General features: G+C 65.3%; 15 protein-coding genes and 1 rRNA gene. 5 read left to right on the top strand and 11 right to left on the bottom strand.

What is annotated here, in order from left to right:
- Nucleotides 1-20: 20 nt before the first annotated feature.
- The 3 genes from ACH488_RS06225 (at nt 21) to ACH488_RS06235 (ending at nt 3660) form a co-directional block, all read left to right on the top strand.
- Entirely contained in the window at nt 21-1541 is a 1521-nt protein-coding gene (locus ACH488_RS06225; RefSeq protein ID WP_397322936.1) for an MmgE/PrpD family protein, read from the top strand.
- Entirely contained in the window at nt 1542-2447 is a 906-nt protein-coding gene (gene prpB, locus ACH488_RS06230) for a methylisocitrate lyase (RefSeq protein WP_397322937.1), read from the top strand.
- A gap of 73 nt (nt 2448-2520) precedes the next feature.
- Nucleotides 2521-3660, top strand: a complete 1140-nt coding sequence (locus ACH488_RS06235) for a bifunctional 2-methylcitrate synthase/citrate synthase (protein WP_397322939.1) — start codon at nt 2521-2523, stop codon at nt 3658-3660.
- 101 nt (nt 3661-3761) lie between these two features.
- Here the strand turns inward: ACH488_RS06235 and ACH488_RS06240 are convergent, their stop codons facing one another.
- Entirely contained in the window at nt 3762-4256 is a 495-nt protein-coding gene (locus ACH488_RS06240) for an 8-oxo-dGTP diphosphatase (protein WP_397322940.1), read from the bottom strand.
- 56 nt (nt 4257-4312) lie between these two features.
- Between ACH488_RS06240 and ACH488_RS06245 the strand changes: the two genes are divergently transcribed.
- On the top strand, nt 4313-5161 hold the full coding sequence (locus tag ACH488_RS06245; RefSeq protein ID WP_397322941.1) for a hypothetical protein: 849 nt from the start codon (nt 4313-4315) through the stop codon (nt 5159-5161).
- Between the two features lie 5 nt (nt 5162-5166).
- On the opposite strand, the gene xerD is transcribed toward ACH488_RS06245, so the two are convergent.
- From xerD to ACH488_RS06290, 9 genes are all read right to left on the bottom strand, one after another.
- Nucleotides 5167-6126: a site-specific tyrosine recombinase XerD gene (gene xerD / locus ACH488_RS06250; RefSeq protein ID WP_397322942.1), complete on the bottom strand. Its 960-nt coding sequence runs from the start codon at nt 6124-6126 to the stop codon at nt 5167-5169.
- A 2-nt stretch (nt 6127-6128) separates the two neighbouring features.
- Nucleotides 6129-6791: an NUDIX domain-containing protein gene (locus ACH488_RS06255; protein ID WP_397322943.1), complete on the bottom strand. Its 663-nt coding sequence runs from the start codon at nt 6789-6791 to the stop codon at nt 6129-6131.
- Between the two features lie 28 nt (nt 6792-6819).
- Nucleotides 6820-8565 carry a CTP synthase gene (locus ACH488_RS06260; protein ID WP_397322945.1) on the bottom strand — a complete coding sequence of 582 codons (1746 nt, stop codon included), beginning with the start codon at nt 8563-8565 and terminating at the stop codon, nt 6820-6822.
- Nucleotides 8566-8700: 135 nt separating this feature from the next.
- Complete coding sequence (gene recN / locus ACH488_RS06265) at nt 8701-10440, bottom strand: DNA repair protein RecN (RefSeq protein WP_397322946.1); 1740 nt, start codon at nt 10438-10440, stop codon at nt 8701-8703.
- A 3-nt stretch (nt 10441-10443) separates the two neighbouring features.
- The gene (locus tag ACH488_RS06270) at nt 10444-11466 is read right to left on the bottom strand and encodes an NAD kinase (protein WP_397322947.1); all 1023 of its coding nucleotides are present in this window, start codon (nt 11464-11466) and stop codon (nt 10444-10446) included.
- A gap of 13 nt (nt 11467-11479) precedes the next feature.
- The gene (locus ACH488_RS06275; protein ID WP_397322948.1) at nt 11480-12292 is read right to left on the bottom strand and encodes a TlyA family RNA methyltransferase; all 813 of its coding nucleotides are present in this window, start codon (nt 12290-12292) and stop codon (nt 11480-11482) included.
- A 3-nt stretch (nt 12293-12295) separates the two neighbouring features.
- Nucleotides 12296-12580: a hypothetical protein gene (locus tag ACH488_RS06280; RefSeq protein ID WP_397322949.1), complete on the bottom strand. Its 285-nt coding sequence runs from the start codon at nt 12578-12580 to the stop codon at nt 12296-12298.
- 9 nt (nt 12581-12589) lie between these two features.
- Entirely contained in the window at nt 12590-13576 is a 987-nt protein-coding gene (locus ACH488_RS06285) for an HAD-IIA family hydrolase (RefSeq protein ID WP_397322950.1), read from the bottom strand.
- Entirely contained in the window at nt 13569-14411 is an 843-nt protein-coding gene (locus tag ACH488_RS06290) for a hypothetical protein (RefSeq protein WP_397322951.1), read from the bottom strand. The genes ACH488_RS06285 and ACH488_RS06290 overlap by 8 nt, the downstream gene beginning before the upstream one ends.
- A 6-nt stretch (nt 14412-14417) precedes the next feature.
- Between ACH488_RS06290 and ACH488_RS06295 the strand changes: the two genes are divergently transcribed.
- The gene (locus ACH488_RS06295) at nt 14418-15491 is read left to right on the top strand and encodes a hypothetical protein (RefSeq protein WP_397322952.1); all 1074 of its coding nucleotides are present in this window, start codon (nt 14418-14420) and stop codon (nt 15489-15491) included.
- A 209-nt stretch (nt 15492-15700) separates the two neighbouring features.
- Here the strand turns inward: ACH488_RS06295 and rrf are convergent.
- Nucleotides 15701-15817 (bottom strand): 5S ribosomal RNA (gene rrf / locus ACH488_RS06300).
- Nucleotides 15818-16067: the final 250 nt, after the last annotated feature.

The raw sequence follows: 16067 nt of genomic DNA on the forward strand, positions 1-16067 counted from the left end.
GTCCAACCCAAAGGAGCACCATGGTCCAGAACCATCACGTCCGCGTTTACAAGTCCGAGGAGAACCTACCCCGCGAGGAGCAGTTGGCGCACAAGATCGCCGTGGTCGCGGCCGATCCTGTGGAAGTTTCCCCCGAGGTGACGGACATGGTGATCAACCGGATCATCGATAACGCCTCGGTGGCGATCGCTTCGTTGAACCGTGCGCCGATCGTTGCCGCCCGCGCCCAGGCACTGACCCACGGACCCTCCGCGAACGGCAAGGGCGCCTCGGTATTTGGCATCGAGGAGCGGGTTTCGCCGGAGTGGGCTGCGTGGGCCAACGGCGTAGCTGTCCGGGAACTGGACTACCACGACACTTTCCTGGCCGCCGACTACTCCCACCCGGGCGACAACATCCCGCCGATTCTGGCTGTTGCCCAGCACGTAGGTTCCAACGGCGCCGACCTGGTCCGCGCCATCGCCACCGGCTACGAAATCCAGGTGAACCTGGTCAAGGCCATCTGCCTGCACAAGCACAAGATCGACCACGTAGCCCACCTCGGACCCTCCGCAGCCGCCGGTATCGGCACCCTGCTCGGCCTGGACGTGGAGACCATCTTCCAGTCCGTGGGCCAGGCCCTGCACACCACCACCGCCACCCGGCAGTCCCGCAAGGGCGAGATCTCCACCTGGAAGGCCCACGCCCCCGCCTTCGCCGGCAAGATGGCGGTGGAGGCTGCGGACCGGGCCATGCGCGGACAGACCTCCCCCGTGCCGATCTACGAAGGCGAAGACGGCGTGATCGCCTGGATGCTCGACGGCCCCGACGCCTCCTACGAGGTACCCCTGCCGGAGAAGGGCGAGGCCAAGCGCGCCATCCTGGACACGTACACCAAGGAACACTCCGCCGAATACCAGGCCCAAGCGTGGATCGACCTGGCCCGCAAGCTCAACCGCGAACACCCCGAAACCACCGATCCCGCCAACGTGGACTCCGTGCTGATCAAGACCAGCCACCACACGCACTACGTGATCGGCTCCGGCGCCAACGACCCGCAGAAGTACTCCCCCACCGCATCCAGGGAAACCCTGGACCACTCCATCCCCTACATCTTCACCGTCGCCCTGCAGGACGGCGCCTGGCACCACGTGGACTCCTACGCCCCCGAGCGCGCCGCCCGCCCGGACACCGTGGAACTCTGGCACAAGGTCACCACCGTGGAAGACCCGGAATGGACCCGCCGCTACCACTCCCTGGACATCGCGGAGAAAGCCTTCGGCGGTTCCGTGGAAATCACCCTCACCGACGGCACCGTCATCACTGACGAAATCGCCGTCGCCGACGCGCACCCGCTCGGTGCCCGGCCGTTCGCCCGCGAGCAGTACGTGAACAAGTTCCGCACCCTCGCCGCCGGATTGGTGGAGGAGGCCGAGATCGACAGGTTCCTCGCCGCCGTCGAACGCGTCACCGAACTCGGCGAAGGCGAACTCGACCAGCTCAACATCACCGCCGCCCCGGGCGTCATCGACCCCAATAACGCGCCGAAGGGACTGTTCTAAATGCTGTACTCCAAAGTCACGCCCGAACAGAAACGCCTGCGCCTGCGCGAGTTGCTGGCCTCCGGGAACATCGCACAGTTCCCCGGCGCGTTCAACCCGCTCTCGGCACGCCTGATTGAAGAAAAGGGCTTCGCCGGGGTCTATATCTCCGGAGCCGTCCTGGCCAACGACCTCGGCCTGCCCGACATCGGCCTGACCACCCTCACCGAAGTCGCCACCAGGGCCGGGCAGATCGCCCGCATGACGGACCTGCCCTCGCTCGTGGACGCAGACACCGGTTTCGGTGAGCCCATGAACGTGGCCCGCACCATCCAGGAACTCGAAAACGCCGGCCTGGCCGGCTGCCACATCGAGGACCAATTCAACCCCAAACGCTGCGGACACCTCGACGGCAAAAACGTCGTAGATCTCGACACCGCCACCAAACGCATCCGCGCCGCAGCCGACGCCCGCCGGGACCCGAACTTCCTCATCATGGCCCGCACCGACATCCGCGCCGTGGATGGACTCCAAGCGGCGCAGGACAGGGCCAAGGCCCTGGTGGATGCCGGCGCCGACGCGATCTTCCCCGAAGCGATGCGGGACCTCAGCGAGTTCCAGGCCATCCGCGACGCCGTGGACGTGCCCATCCTGGCCAACATGACCGAGTTCGGAAAGAGCGAGCTCTTCACCACCGAACAGCTCCAGGGCGTCGGCGTGAACATGGTGATCTACCCGGTGACACTCCTCCGCATTGCCATGGGCGCTGCAGAGCGTACTCTGGAATCGATCAAGGCTGCGGGGACCCAAGAGGCACACGTCGACTCCATGCTTACGCGTGCTCGCCTCTACGAACTCGTGGATTACGAGGCATACAACCAATTCGATACCGGCGTTTTCAACTTCCAGGTTCCTGGCATCCGCTAGGTCCGGATCATCATAGGGGACGCAGGAAACCGGGGTCCCTCCGGTGGCCTGCACAAGAACGAAGGAGTTCAGCATGGCAGCTGAAGACATCAAAAAGGGCCTCGCCGGAGTCGTGGTGGACTACACCGCCGTTTCAAAGGTCAACCCGGAAACCAACTCCCTGTTGTACCGCGGGTACCCGGTGCAGGAACTGGCAGCCAAGTGCAGCTTCGAGGAAGTCGCCTACCTCCTGTGGAACGGCGAACTTCCGGACGAATCGCAACTGGCAGAGTTCACGGCCCGCGAGCGCGCAGGCCGTGCCCTGGATCCCGTGGTCAAGTCGGTCATCGACACGCTCCCCACCAGCGCGCATCCCATGGATGTCTGCCGGACCGCGGCCTCGGTCCTGGGTGCCAGGCACGAACTTGCCGAGGATTCCTCGCCCGAAGCCAACCTGAAGAAGGCTGTGGATCTGTGGGCGGCCATGCCTGCTGTGGTGGCTTATGACCAGCGCAGGCGGCGCGGCCAGGAAGTGGTGGAACCCCGGGACGATCTGGACTACTCGGCGAACTTCCTCTGGATGACGTTCGGCGAAGAACCCGTTGTCGAAGTGGTTGAGGCCTTCAACGTCTCGATGATCCTCTACGCCGAGCACTCCTTCAACGCCTCCACGTTCACTGCCCGCGTGGTCACTTCGACGCTTTCCGACTTGCACTCCGCTGTGACGGCGGCGATCGGTGCCCTGAAAGGTCCGCTGCACGGCGGCGCCAACGAGGCCGTCATGCACACCTTCGACGAAATCGGCATCCGCCCGGAGGAATCCCTGGAGGACGCTGCAGCCCGGGCGCGCACGTGGATGGAAGACGCCCTGGCGCAGAAAAAGAAGGTCATGGGCTTCGGCCACCGCGTCTACAAGCACGGCGACTCCCGCGTTCCCACCATGAAAGCCGCCCTGGACAAGATGATCGCCCATTACGGGCGGCCTGAACTCCTGGGACTCTACAACGGCCTGGAGCAGGCCATGGACGAGGCCAAGGCCATCAAACCCAACCTCGACTACCCGGCCGGTCCCACGTACCACCTCATGGGATTCGACACCCAGACCTTCACGCCGTTGTTCGTGGCCAGCCGCATCACCGGCTGGACCGCCCACGTCATGGAGCAGCTGGCCTCCAACTCACTCATCCGCCCGTTGAGCGAATACAACGGACCGGAAGAGCGACACGTCCCCTAACGGGTTCCGCACCACGGCAGCACGCACGACGACGGGCCGGTCACCTGGCGGGTGACCGGCCCGTCGTCGTTCGCATCGGTGGGGGCGTCTGCGCCGGACCGTCAGTCGGCGCCCGTCCATTCTTCGGTCCGGACGTCCGCCACGTTCTGGTTGTCCGGCGCGAGTTCCACGCGCACGGCGATACGGCGGCCGGAGATCATGGCCGGCAGCCAATGCTCGGCATCGGCCCACATCCGCTCCACCGGAAGCTGTGCCACCGGATACCAGCCGGGGGCGATTTCATCGCTCTCGGATGGTTCGCCCTCCCAATTCCGGGTGAGGAAGACAGTGGTGGCCATGTTCCACTCGGGCCTGGTGGGGAAGATGAAGTCCACGGTTCCTGCGGGGACGAGGTCACCGGCATCGACCACCACGTGGATCTCTTCCATGATCTCCCGGCATGCGGCTTCGATGGCCGTCTCCCCGGCCTCGACATGGCCGCCGACACCCACTACCTTGCCGCTGCCGAATCCGGTCTTCTTGGTTCCGAGGAGGACATGCTGGCCCTCCGCGCCATCGCGGAGGAGGAAGCACAACGTCACATGGGCTGCAGTCATGCTGCCCACCCTAACCCGATCTCCCCCCGTCCTGCCGCCATTGCTACAGTGAGCCCATGAGCGAAGCCGGGGGTAAACCGCGGGCGGCGACGGCCGCCGTCGAACATGCAGCTGGGGAGTCCGGACGGACGTTGCCGGAAGTGGTGGTCCCTGTGCCAGGTCCGGAGGCTCCAGCGCCGGGTCCGGAGGCTCCAGCGGAGGATCTGGTTTCCAAACCCGGTCAGGTTCCCAAGGCCGCTTTGCTTCCCAAGGCCGCTCCGGACCGTGACGCGTGGTTGCCGCGCTGGCTGGTGGCGCACCCCCTGTACTCCGGGTGGGCCTGGACGGTGCTGTGGTCCGGGCTGATCGTCCTGGACGAAGTGGTGGACCTGGCGGGCTGGACCTGGTATTTGCTGGTGCTGGTGGCCGCCCTGCCCACGCTGGTGTCCACGTTGGTGGTCCTTCACGCGACCCCGCGCAGCCACCTTAAGGCAGTGGATGCGACCGTGCTGGGACATTTCTTCGTGCGGTTCCTGGCGCTTGTGGCGGCTTTCATGGTGTGGGCCGCCTCCGTGGTGATGAGCGCATCCATCTCCACCACCGTCCAAACGGTGATCGGTGATTCCGAAAAGGAAGTCACCGCCTTGGGCTTCAACCTGATGGTGGCATCGGTACCGTTGGTGTTGTCCGTGTTGTGGATGGCCTTCATTGTGCGCTGCGCCTGGTTCCTGCGGCGGCTGCGGGGTTGGCGGCAAATCCCGGTGAAGACCCGGGTGCCCAAGAAGTTCCTCCGCGGACGGCCCGCGCTTAAGCGCGTGGTGGTGGGTCTGGCCCACCCCGGATTGCTGCTGGTGGCCGGCCTGGGAACATCCCTGCTGGCCGTCTTCGTGGACGCTGTAGAGCTGACGTTCAGCGTGATTGGCTAGGGCTGCTACCCAAGCGCCCGGGGATGCGCTGCCGCATAAACCTCACGCAGCGTATCCGCCGTCACCAAGGTGTACACCTGGGTGGTGGTCACCGAGGCATGGCCCAGCAGTTCCTGCACTACGCGCACATCCGCTCCGCCTTCCAGGAGGTGGGTGGCAAAGGAATGCCGCAGTGTGTGGGGCGAAACGTCCTTGGTGATGTTCGCTTTTTCGGCCGCGGTCTTCAGGATGGTCCAAGCACTCTGCCGGCTGATCCGGCCGCCGCGCGCGTTGAGGAACAGGGCCGGGGTGCCCTTGCCCTTGGACGCAAGGAGCGGCCTGCCCCGGACAACATAAGCTCCAACGGCCCGGGCGCCGTAGGAGCCAAGGGGTACCAGGCGTTCCTTGGATCCTTTGCCGAACAGCCGGACAATGGCCGGGCCGGGACCCGTTTCCTGCAAGGAGACGTCGTCCACATCCAGGCCCACGGCCTCGCTGATGCGGGCGCCCGTGGAGTAGAGGAACTCCAGGAGGGCGCGGTCACGGAGCCCTGTGGCTGTATCCGTGCCGGCGGCTTCGAGGATCCGGGTCACCTCATCCACGCTGATGGCTTTCGGAAGCCTCTTCCCGGGCATGGGTGGGTGGACATCGCCCGCGGGGTCTGAGGTGGTCAGGCCCTCAAGAGCCCAAAACTTATGCAGCCCCCGCACTGCGACCACGGTCCTGGCCGCCGAACGCACGCCCAGGACGGACGCACCGTCGGCGCCATCAGACAGGGCCTGCACAAACGCGGTGACATGGTGACGGGTTACCCCGCCGGGCTCGCCGACCCCTTGCGTGGCAAGGAAATTCGCATAGCGGCCCAGGTCCCGGCGGTAAGCCGCCAGGGTGTTCGCCGCCAAGCCGCGTTCCACTCCCACATATTGCAGGTAATCGGTGATTCCACGGTCAATGGCTGTGGCAGTCCGGGTGGCGGCCTCGGGCATGCTCAGCGCTGGCTCGGGTGTGCCGGCCAGGGAGCTGTGGCCGGGCGGAGGCTGCTGAAGCCGTCAGCCTTCGCAGCGGCAGCGGCCAATATGCCAAGGACCGCGGAAGGGTTGTGCAGCCGGCCCTCAAGGACGGCCTGCACGGCATCGTCCAACGGAATCCAGTGCAGCTCAATCTCGGCCTCTTCGTCCGTTCGGACATGGCGTTCAGCTTCCGGAACGTCGCTGAGGCCACGGGCCAAGTAGATGCGGACAGCCTCGCTGGAGGATCCTGGGGAGTTGAAGAAGTCCACAAGGACGTTCCAGGTAGCCGCGGTCAGGTCCGCTTCTTCCGCCAGCTCACGGGCAGCCCCCACCACGAAGTCTTCGCCCTCCACGTCCAGGAGGCCTGCGGGGATTTCCCAGAGGTCCATCGCTACAGGGTGGCGGTACTGCTTCAACAGGAGAATTTCGCCGTCCACGTTCATGGGCAGCACGGCCACGGCACCGGGGTGGTCGATGTAGTCGCGCACCAGCGCATCGGTGTCCTCGCCGAGCTGGAACGAATCGCTGACCACATCCCAGATGCGGCCCTCATAGACCTTGCTGGAAGACAAAAGACGGCGCGGGCTCGGCACGTCCGAAACCTGCCGTGTTGTGCTGGGGGTTTCAGAAGTACCGGGCATCGCGCCGTCCTTTGCTTGTGCGGATTGTTTACTTGGCAGCTACCGCGTCGGCGGCCTGCTTTGCCTCGGCGGCTCCACCTTCACGGCGGTCCAGCGCAGCCTTGACCAGCCCTGCGAACAGCGGGTGGGGGCGCGTGGGACGCGAGCTGAGCTCGGGGTGCGCCTGGGTGGCGACGTAGTACGGGTGCACTTCGCGGGGAAGCTCCACGTACTCCACCAGCTTGCCATCGGGCGAGGTACCGGAGAACACCAGGCCCTCGGCCGCGATCTGGTCACGGTACTTGTTGTTGACCTCGTACCGGTGGCGGTGGCGTTCGCTCACGGACGTGGTGCCGTAGGTTTCGGCAACCACGGAGCCTTCGTCGAGCTTGGCTTCGTACAGGCCCAGGCGCATGGTGCCGCCGAGGTCTCCCTTGCCGTCCACGATGTCCAGCTGCTCTTCCATGGTGGCGATGACCGGGTACTTGGAGTCGGGTTCGAACTCGCTGGACGAGGCACCTTCAAGGCCCACGACGTTGCGGGCGTACTCGATCACCATGCACTGCAGGCCAAGGCACAGGCCCAGGACAGGGAGCTTGGTTTCACGGGCGAACTTCAGTGCACCAAGCTTGCCTTCCAGTCCACGGATGCCGAAGCCACCGGGAACGCAGATCGCATCCACGCCCGCCAGGGACTTGGTGGCACCTGCGAGGGTTTCGCATTCGTCGGAAGGAACCCAGCGGATCCTGACCTTGGCCTCGTTGGCGAACCCGCCTGCGCGCAGTGCCTCGGTCACCGAAAGGTAGGCGTCCGGAAGGTCGATGTACTTGCCCACCAGGGCAACCTCGACCTCGTGCTTCGGGTTGTGCACGGCCTCAAGCAGTTTGTCCCACTTGCTCCAGTCCACGTCCTTGAACGGCAGGTCCAGGGCGCGGACGATGTAGGAGTCCAGTTGCTGGGAGTGCAGGGTCTTGGGAATGTCGTAGATGCTCGGAGCGTCGGCGGCGTTGACCACGGCGTCGATGTCGACGTCGCACATGCGGCCGATCTTCTCGCGCATGGCCTCGGGAACCTCGCGGTCCGAACGGATCACGATTGCTTCGGGCTGGATGCCGATGGAGCGCAGGGCAGCGACGGAGTGCTGCGTCGGCTTGGTCTTCAGCTCCTGGGAAGGTCCGATGTACGGGACCAGGGACACATGGAGGAAGAAGACGTTCGTCCGGCCGATGTCCTGGCGGACCTGGCGGGCGGACTCGAGGAACGGCTGCGACTCGATGTCGCCAACGGTTCCACCGATTTCGGTGATGATGACGTCCGGAGCGTTCTTGCCCTCGGCGGGCAGGCGCATGCGGCGCTTTATCTCGTCAGTAATGTGCGGAATGACCTGGACAGTATCGCCAAGGTATTCGCCGCGGCGTTCCTTCGCGATGACCGTGGAGTAGATCTGGCCGGTTGTGACGTTGGCCGATCCTTCGAGGTTCTCGTCGAGGAAGCGCTCGTAGTGTCCGATGTCGAGGTCGGTTTCGGCGCCGTCGTCAGTCACGAACACTTCGCCGTGCTGGAAGGGATTCATCGTGCCCGGATCCACGTTCAGGTAGGGATCGAGCTTCTGCATAGTTACAGACAAACCGCGTGCCCGCAGCAGGTGGCCGAGGCTCGAAGCCGTCAGTCCCTTACCGAGCGAGGACGCCACACCGCCGGTGACGAAGATGTGTTTGGTCGTCTTGGACGAGCCCGGGAACCGGGAATTTACACGGGAATTTGATCGCTGCACCACGGAATTCGAGCTTATCATCAATTACGCCTTCCAAGCGTCCTGTCCGGATTCCCCAAATGGTCCATGGTTGCCCAGTTACCTGCCTGCAATCAAGGGTTCAGCCCGAACAAAGTGCACTGAATGTGATTGTCCTCGCAGTGCCTCTCCTGGCCCCTATGCCTGCTGCGGGAGGAGCTTCGCGTCGTCCAGGAGCTCCTGGGCGTGCGCCTGCGCGGATTCCGAGTCCTCCTGCCCGGCCAGCATGCGGGCGAGTTCCTTGACCCGTTCTTCCTCGGACAACAACTGGACATCGCTGGACGTGAATCCGGAGGTGGTCTTGCCGTCCGTGCCGCGCACCGAGGTCTTGATGACCCGGATGTGCTGGTCCGCAAACGCGGCAACCTGGGGCAAGTGCGTGACTACCAGCACCTGGACGTGCCGGGCCAGCATGGCCAGCCTGCGTCCGATTTCGACGGCGGCCCGCCCGCCGACGCCGGCGTCCACCTCGTCGAAGACGAACGTCGGCACCGGGTCCACGGCAGCGAGGACCACTTCGATGGCCAGCATGACGCGGGACAGTTCACCGCCCGAGGCGCCTTTGCCGAGAGGCCTTGCCGGGGCACCGGAGTGCGGGCGGAGCAGGAACCCGATCTCATCGGTGCCCCACGGGCCCAGGGAGCCGCTGTCCTCCACCTCGATGCCCAACGTGGCGTCGGCCATCGCCAGGGCCTTCAGTTCGGCGCTGACGCGCGAGGAAAGGTCCTTCGCCCCCTTGAGCCGTGCCTTGGTGATGGCGGCCGCCAGCTTGCGGAGCTTTTCCTCCGACGCGGCAACCTCGGCGTCGAGGGATTCGATGCGGGTGGAATCGTCCTGGAGTTCGTCAAGGCGGATCCGCGCTGTCGCGGCCCACTCGAGCACCTCGTCAATGCTCGGAGCGTACTTGCGGATCAGCTTGGCCAGCGCAGCACGGCGTTCCTCGATTTCGGACAGTCGTTCGGGTCCCTCGGTGTCCAGGGCTGCCTGGTAGCTGGACAGTTCAGCCGCGATGTCGTTCAGCAGGAAACCAACTTCCGCCAAACGTGCCGCGGCGGCACCGAGGGTTTCGTCGTGGTCCGCCACGTGCTCCAGGGTCCGCTTGGCGGCATCCACCAGGGACGTTGCGTCCCCCGACTCGCCGAATTCCTCTGCGATCAAGGACTCATGGGCTGATGCCGCGGCGATCCGCAATTCTTCGACGTTGGCCAGTTTCACCGCCTCGGCCTTGAGTGCCTCGTCTTCGCCGGGCTGGGGGTCGATCTCATCGATCTCGGTCAGCGCGGCATCCAACGACTCCGCTTCGCGCAAGCGCTCACGGGCCTCATTACGGAGTGTCTCCAGCTCGGACTGGATCAACTTCCAGTGCTTGTACAGCTCCTGGTACTCCCCCAGCGGCTTGGCCAAGGATGCTCCGGCGAACCGGTCCAGGGCATGCCTCTGCGCTGCCGCACCCTTGAGCCTGATCTGGTCCGTTTGGCCATGGACCACCACCAGGCTCTCCCCCAGCTCCGCCAGCACGCCTACGGGCGCCGTCCGCCCGCCCACATAAGCCCGGCTGCGTCCGTCGGCACCGACGGTACGGGCGAGCAGGAGTTCAGCCACGCCGTCGTACTCTTCCGCATCGCCGCCGGCCTCGCGGGTGCGCTCCACGGCGTGGTGTTGCGGATCGAGCTTCAGTACCGCCTCGGCAGATGCTGACTTGGCGCCGCTGCGTACGGCACCGGCGTCCGAGCGGGCGCCCAGGAGAAGCCCGACGGCGGTGACCACCATGGTCTTGCCGGCGCCGGTTTCACCGGTGACGACGCTCAGGCCGGGGCCGAGCGGAAGGGCGGCGTCGGTGATGACGCCAAGGTCACGGATTCGGAGTTCTTCAAGCATGCTTCACTTCGCATTCGTGGGGTCGGAGGGTTCACCGTGCCCAGGCTCGTGCGGGCTCGGCAAGGGTGCCGGCGACGGTGTGCGGATCACGGGGATCGGGCCGGTGTGGACTTCGCCGCTGCGTGGCGCGGGACCACGCCAGCCATGGATGGGCAGCTGGAACTTCCGGACCAGCCGGGCGGAAAACGGGGTCATATGGGTCCGGGCCAGCCGAACGGGTGTGGCGGACCGGGTCACCTCGACGCGCGCTCCGGGCGGCAGGTCCACCGAACGCCGGCCATCGCACCACAACACACCCAGGGCATCTGTCCGGTTCATGATCTCCACGGCCAGCTTGGACCTCGGGGATACCACCAGGGGCTTCGCGAAAAGGGCGTGGGCGCTGATCGGCACGATCACCAAGGCCTCCACTTCCGGCCAAACAACCGGGCCGCCGGAGGAGAAAGCGTAAGCCGTTGAACCTGTTGGAGTCGCCAGGACCACGCCATCGCAGCCAAACGAGGTCAGCGGACGTTCGTCCACCTCGGTGACCACTTCCAGCATGCGCTCCCGGTTGGCTTTTTCGATGGCAGCCTCATTGAGGGCCCACGTATGCCAGATCTTCTGGCCCTTGATCCACACCTGGACATCGATGGTCATGCGCTCTTCCACCGTGTACTGGCGGCTGGCAATCCATTCAACGGTCTGGGCCAGGTCCGCGCGTTCACTTTCGGCAAGGAAGCCGACGTGGCCAAGGTTCACGCCCAGCAGCGGAACATCCACTTCGCGGACCAGTTCGGCAGCGCGCAGGATGGTGCCGTCGCCGCCAAGCACCATCACCAATTCGACGTCCTCCAGGCTCACGTGATCGTGAAGGATCTCGATGGGCGTATCCACGGCGCCGAAAAAGCGTTCGACGTCGGCCAGCTCGGACTTCTGCAACACCGGAACCAGTCCGGAAGAATGCAGTTGGGTACAGGCATCCCACGCCGCGCGGAGCGATTCCTCCCGTCCGGTGTGGGCAAGGACCAGTACGTGCCTGCTCATCGGGTTCTGCTTTCTAGTGGTTCGGCCAGAGTGATTCCATCAACGCAGCAACGTCCCCGTCCCGCTCTTCGATCTTAGGCAAAACCGCCGACATCCTGCGTTTCATCCACAGGAAGTACTCAACATTTCCGTCCTGGCCGGGCAGCAGACTGGCCGCGAGGCCCTGCACGTCCAAGCCGGTATCCACCGCTGCCCGCACCACCTGGGCGACCGCCCGGCGTCGTTCCTGTTCGGAAGACACCACGCCCGTACGGCTCAAACGTTCCTTGCCAACCTCGAACTGCGGCTTGACCATGAGGACCAGGTCACCGCCCGGCGCCGTGCAGGCCGCCAGTGGCTCCAGGACCAACGTCAAGGAAATGAAAGAAAGGTCTGCCACGGTGAGGGAAGCGGCCCCACCGATCTGATCGGGCGTCATGTACCTGACATTGAGTCCCTCGTGGACGTCCACCCGCGGGTCGTCCCGGAGCGGCTGCACCAACTGGCCGTGCCCAACATCCACGGCCACCACCTGGGCGGCGCCCTGCCTCAGCAGGACGTCCGTGAAACCGCCCGTGGAGGCACCGGCGTCGAGGCACCTCCGGCCGGCGACCGTCACGTCCGGGAAGGCTGCCAACGCACCGGCGAGTTTATGGCCCGCGCGGCTCACGTAGGCGTCCTCCGGATGGGGTTCCACCTGCAACGCTGTCCCGGCACCTACCGGCTGGGAAGCCTTGGACAGGACGGCGCCACCGGACGTGACCTTGCCATCGGCAATGAGCTTGGCCGCGTGGGTCCGGGACCTCGCCAGCCCACGGATGACGAGTTCCTGATCGAGTCGTGCCATACGCTAGCTGTTGCCTTCCGGGGTGTCGGCGTCCGGTTGTCCCACCGCTTGCCTCGCCGCCTGTCCCGCCGCCTGGCCCGCGGCTTGTCCCGCCGCGGCCGGCGGGAGGCCGGGTTCGGCGTCGAGGGCCTCCAACAGCGAATCGTGAACCGCCGTGTACAAGTCCGCATGCTCCGAAACCGGAGTCCCCGGAACAGCGTTCAGCAGTTCCAGGGTCCGGTCGACCGCTGCTTCATTCGTGGGGGCGGCTGGCCCGGGCCATGGTGTTTCTTCAGTGGACTCCGTCATCGCACCAGTCTAATGAGAACGCCACTCAAGCTTCGGCGCCTGCGCTTCGGAAGCGTCCGGCACTGCGCTCCACCAGGCCGCACACGCCGCGCGCCAGGCATCGAGGTCGTCCTCGGCACCGATGACAGTCACAACGTTGTCCTCCACGGATGCGGACGCCTCCCCGCAGCGGAACGAGTGGTCTTCTCCGACGACGTCCGGGTAAGGCTCGTAGAGCTCGGTGAGATCCGCCAGCAAGTACGTCGGCCGTTCATCCGTCCGGGCGGCCAGGATGGTGTGCTTCGTATCGACGCCGGTCAGGACTGCCGCCGTCGCATATCCTGCGCGGTTGCCACCCAGGATGTCGGTGTCCAGGCGGTCGCCCACCACGAGCGGCCGGTCGGCCTTGAGCCGCTTCGCAGCTGCGTGGAACAGGGGCGCTTCCGGCTTGCCCGCAACCAGGGGATACTGCCCGGTCGCGGCGGCAACAGCGGCCACCAGGGTGCCGTTGCCCGGAGCCATTCCGCGGGCCTGCGGAATGGACATGTCCGTGTTGGTGGCGAACCACTTGGCACCGCCAGCCACGACGTAGGAGGCCTCGGCGAGTTCCTTCCAGCCAATCTCCGGATTGAAACCCTGCACCACCGCTACCGGGTGCTCCGCCGCGCTGTGCACTGGCTTGAGGCCCACCAGCTCGATCTCATGGGCCAACGCTGCGCTTCCCGTGATCAGGACGTGCGCACCCGCCGGCAGCATCGAGGCGAGCAGTTCGCCTGCGGCCTGCGAGGAACTCACCACCTGGTGGTCCTCTGCCGGCGCCCCCAGTTCCCTCAGATGCGCGGCAACCTGCGCCGGCGTCCGCGACGCATTGTTGGTCACGTACCCCAAGCCGACGCCCACGGACTCCAGCCGCTGCAGCGACTCCACGGCGCCCGGGATGGCGTGCGGCCCGGCGTACACCACGCCGTCAAGATCGGAGAGAACGGCGTCGAAGGACTCAATCAGCGCTTCAGCCATTGCGGGACTCGTCGTCTGCTTCTTCAGCGGCCTCGTCCGTTTCTTCGTCCTGGTCCTCGTCCTCGTCGGTGTCCTCGTCGGTGTCCTCGACTGAATCGATGTCTGACTCGGGGTCGTCCGATTCGAAGTAATCGGACTCGGCGTCGTCCACATCAAGATCATCGTGGGCAGCATCCGCTGCCGCGGCCTCGGCGATCACAGTCTCGGTTTCGGCCGGCACGACGGCGTCCCCGTCCTGCTTCTGGAAACGGGGCTTGCGCGCCGCTGCTTCTTCCTCTTCATCCCAACCGAGGTCCAGGATTTCCGGCTCCGCGAACTCGCCGACGCCCAAGGCGTTCTCGGCCACGACGGCCTGGCGCTCCCAGCGCACTGCTTCATCAGCGCGGCCTGCAGCCGTCAAGGCCTCGGCGTACGCGCGGAACAAGCGGGGGCTGTAGGAGAAGGCCCGGTTGATGTCCAGCTGCGGGATCTCGAGCTCGGCCACCGCTGCATCCAACTGGTTCAGGTCGGCACGGGCGCCCGAAGCCACAATGGCAAGCTCAACCTTGCCCGGAGCATCCAGGTCCTGGGCCTCGGGTGAGCGCACCATGTCCAGGGCACGGTCGGCACGGCCCAGGCCACGCTCGCAGTCAGCCATCACCGGCAAGTGCACGTTGGAGCCGCTGATGCGGCGGTACGTACGGAACTCGCGCAGTGCCTCACCGTAGTGTCCGGCAGCGTAGGCCGTCAGACCCACGGCCTCGCGCACTGCGGACAAACGGCCGCCGCGACGGCTCGCGGCGAGGGCGTGCTGGAACGCGAGTTCAGGCTCCACATCGATCAGGCGCCCTGCCATGACCAGGTGCTTGGCGACCCAACCGGCGTTCTGGTCTTCAAGCGTTTTGATCTGGTGGCCCGTGGCCCGGTCCAGCTCATTGCCCGTGACATCCTCGTCGATTTCCGGCGAACGCTCGCGATCGGGGCGGTTGGCGCTACGAATGTCCTTGGCGTTGGGCACACGGGCCGGACGGTCTTCGCGGCCTTCGCCGAAGCGGCCACCACTGGGCCTGTTCTCGCCGAAGGGCCGGCGCTCCCCACCACGGTCGCTGCGGTCGCGATCGGTCCGATCGCGGAAGGGCTTGCGGTCATCGTCACGGCGCGGGCGATCGCCTTCACGCGGGGGACGATCGCCGAACGTGCGGCGGTCATCGCCATCGCGGCGCGGACCATCAAAATTCCGCGGACCACGTTCCGGGCGGTCACCAAACGGCTTGCGGTCAGCGTTGTACGGCCGGCGCTCACCATCGCGCGCAGGACGCTCCCCGCCGCGTGCCGGGCGGTCACCAAAGGAACGGCGCTCGTCGCCATCGCGGCGCGGACGATCACCAAAGCTACGGCGGTCATCACCGTCACGACGCGGACGATCACCAAAAGGCTTCCTGTCGCCGCCAAAGGAACGACGCTCTTCGCCGTCACGGCGCGGACGATCACCAAAGCTACGGCGGTCATCACCGTCACGACGCGGACGATCACCAAAAGGCTTCCTGTCGCCGCCAAAGGAACGACGTTCTTCGCCGTCACGGCGCGGACGATCACCAAAGCTACGGCGGTCATCACCGTCACGACGCGGACGATCGAAGCCACGCTCGGAACGCTCTCCGAAAGACTTGCGGTCACTGTTGTACGGACGGCGCTCCCCATCCCGGGCAGGACGCTCGCCGTAGGAACGGCCTTGGTCATTGCCGTCACGGTTTTCCCTGGAGCGGAAGCCCCGAGGGTCACCGCCGGAATTGTTGTTAGGGCGGTAGGACCCTCGGTCTCCACGATTCCCGCCGAAGTTACCGCGATTGCCGCCTCGATTGCCGCCGTTGTGCTCAGCCATTATGGATTCCTCCTGTTGCGAGCCGACCAGTGGCGCGTGCGTAGTCGCTCATAACCCTTATTTCGTTGTCACGCCGCCGGCAATTGCTGATGCCGGCTCGTTTGTCTTATGCAATTCTAGGCGACCGTACTTCTGGAGCCGAACCCCCAGGGTGCCTCATAGTGTTCCCGTGGCAAGTCTCACAACTTGTTGTCGGGCATTGTCGCTTCTTAAAGTGGGAGGCCCCCCAACCTGGTGGTTGGGGGGCCTCGACCTGAATGGTTGTCCGGCGGTGTCCTACTCTCCCACACCCTCCCGGGTGCAGTACCATCGGCGCTGTGGGTCTTAGCTTCCGGGTTCGGAATGGGACCGGGCGTTTCCCCCACGCTATGACCGCCGTAACCCTTGTACCCGCACCCCCGCGTTTGGGGGTTGGGAAGCTTTGTGGTTACAACTGTGGTGCTTGGTTGTGTATTCAGTTAGTGGTTTCCCTGGTTTGCCCCGTGGTGTGGGGGCGGGGTTGTTGGTTGGGAACCACATAGTGGACGCGTGCAGTGTGTTTTTTGGGTGGTGTAAGTTGTTGGCCTATTAGTACCGGTCAGCTTCACGAGTCTTTAGTCCTCGCTTCCACATCCGGCCTATCAACCCAGT

It is taken from the genome of Paenarthrobacter sp. NPDC018779 (assembly GCF_044391085.1).
In the GTDB taxonomy this organism is placed as follows: domain Bacteria; phylum Actinomycetota; class Actinomycetes; order Actinomycetales; family Micrococcaceae; genus Arthrobacter.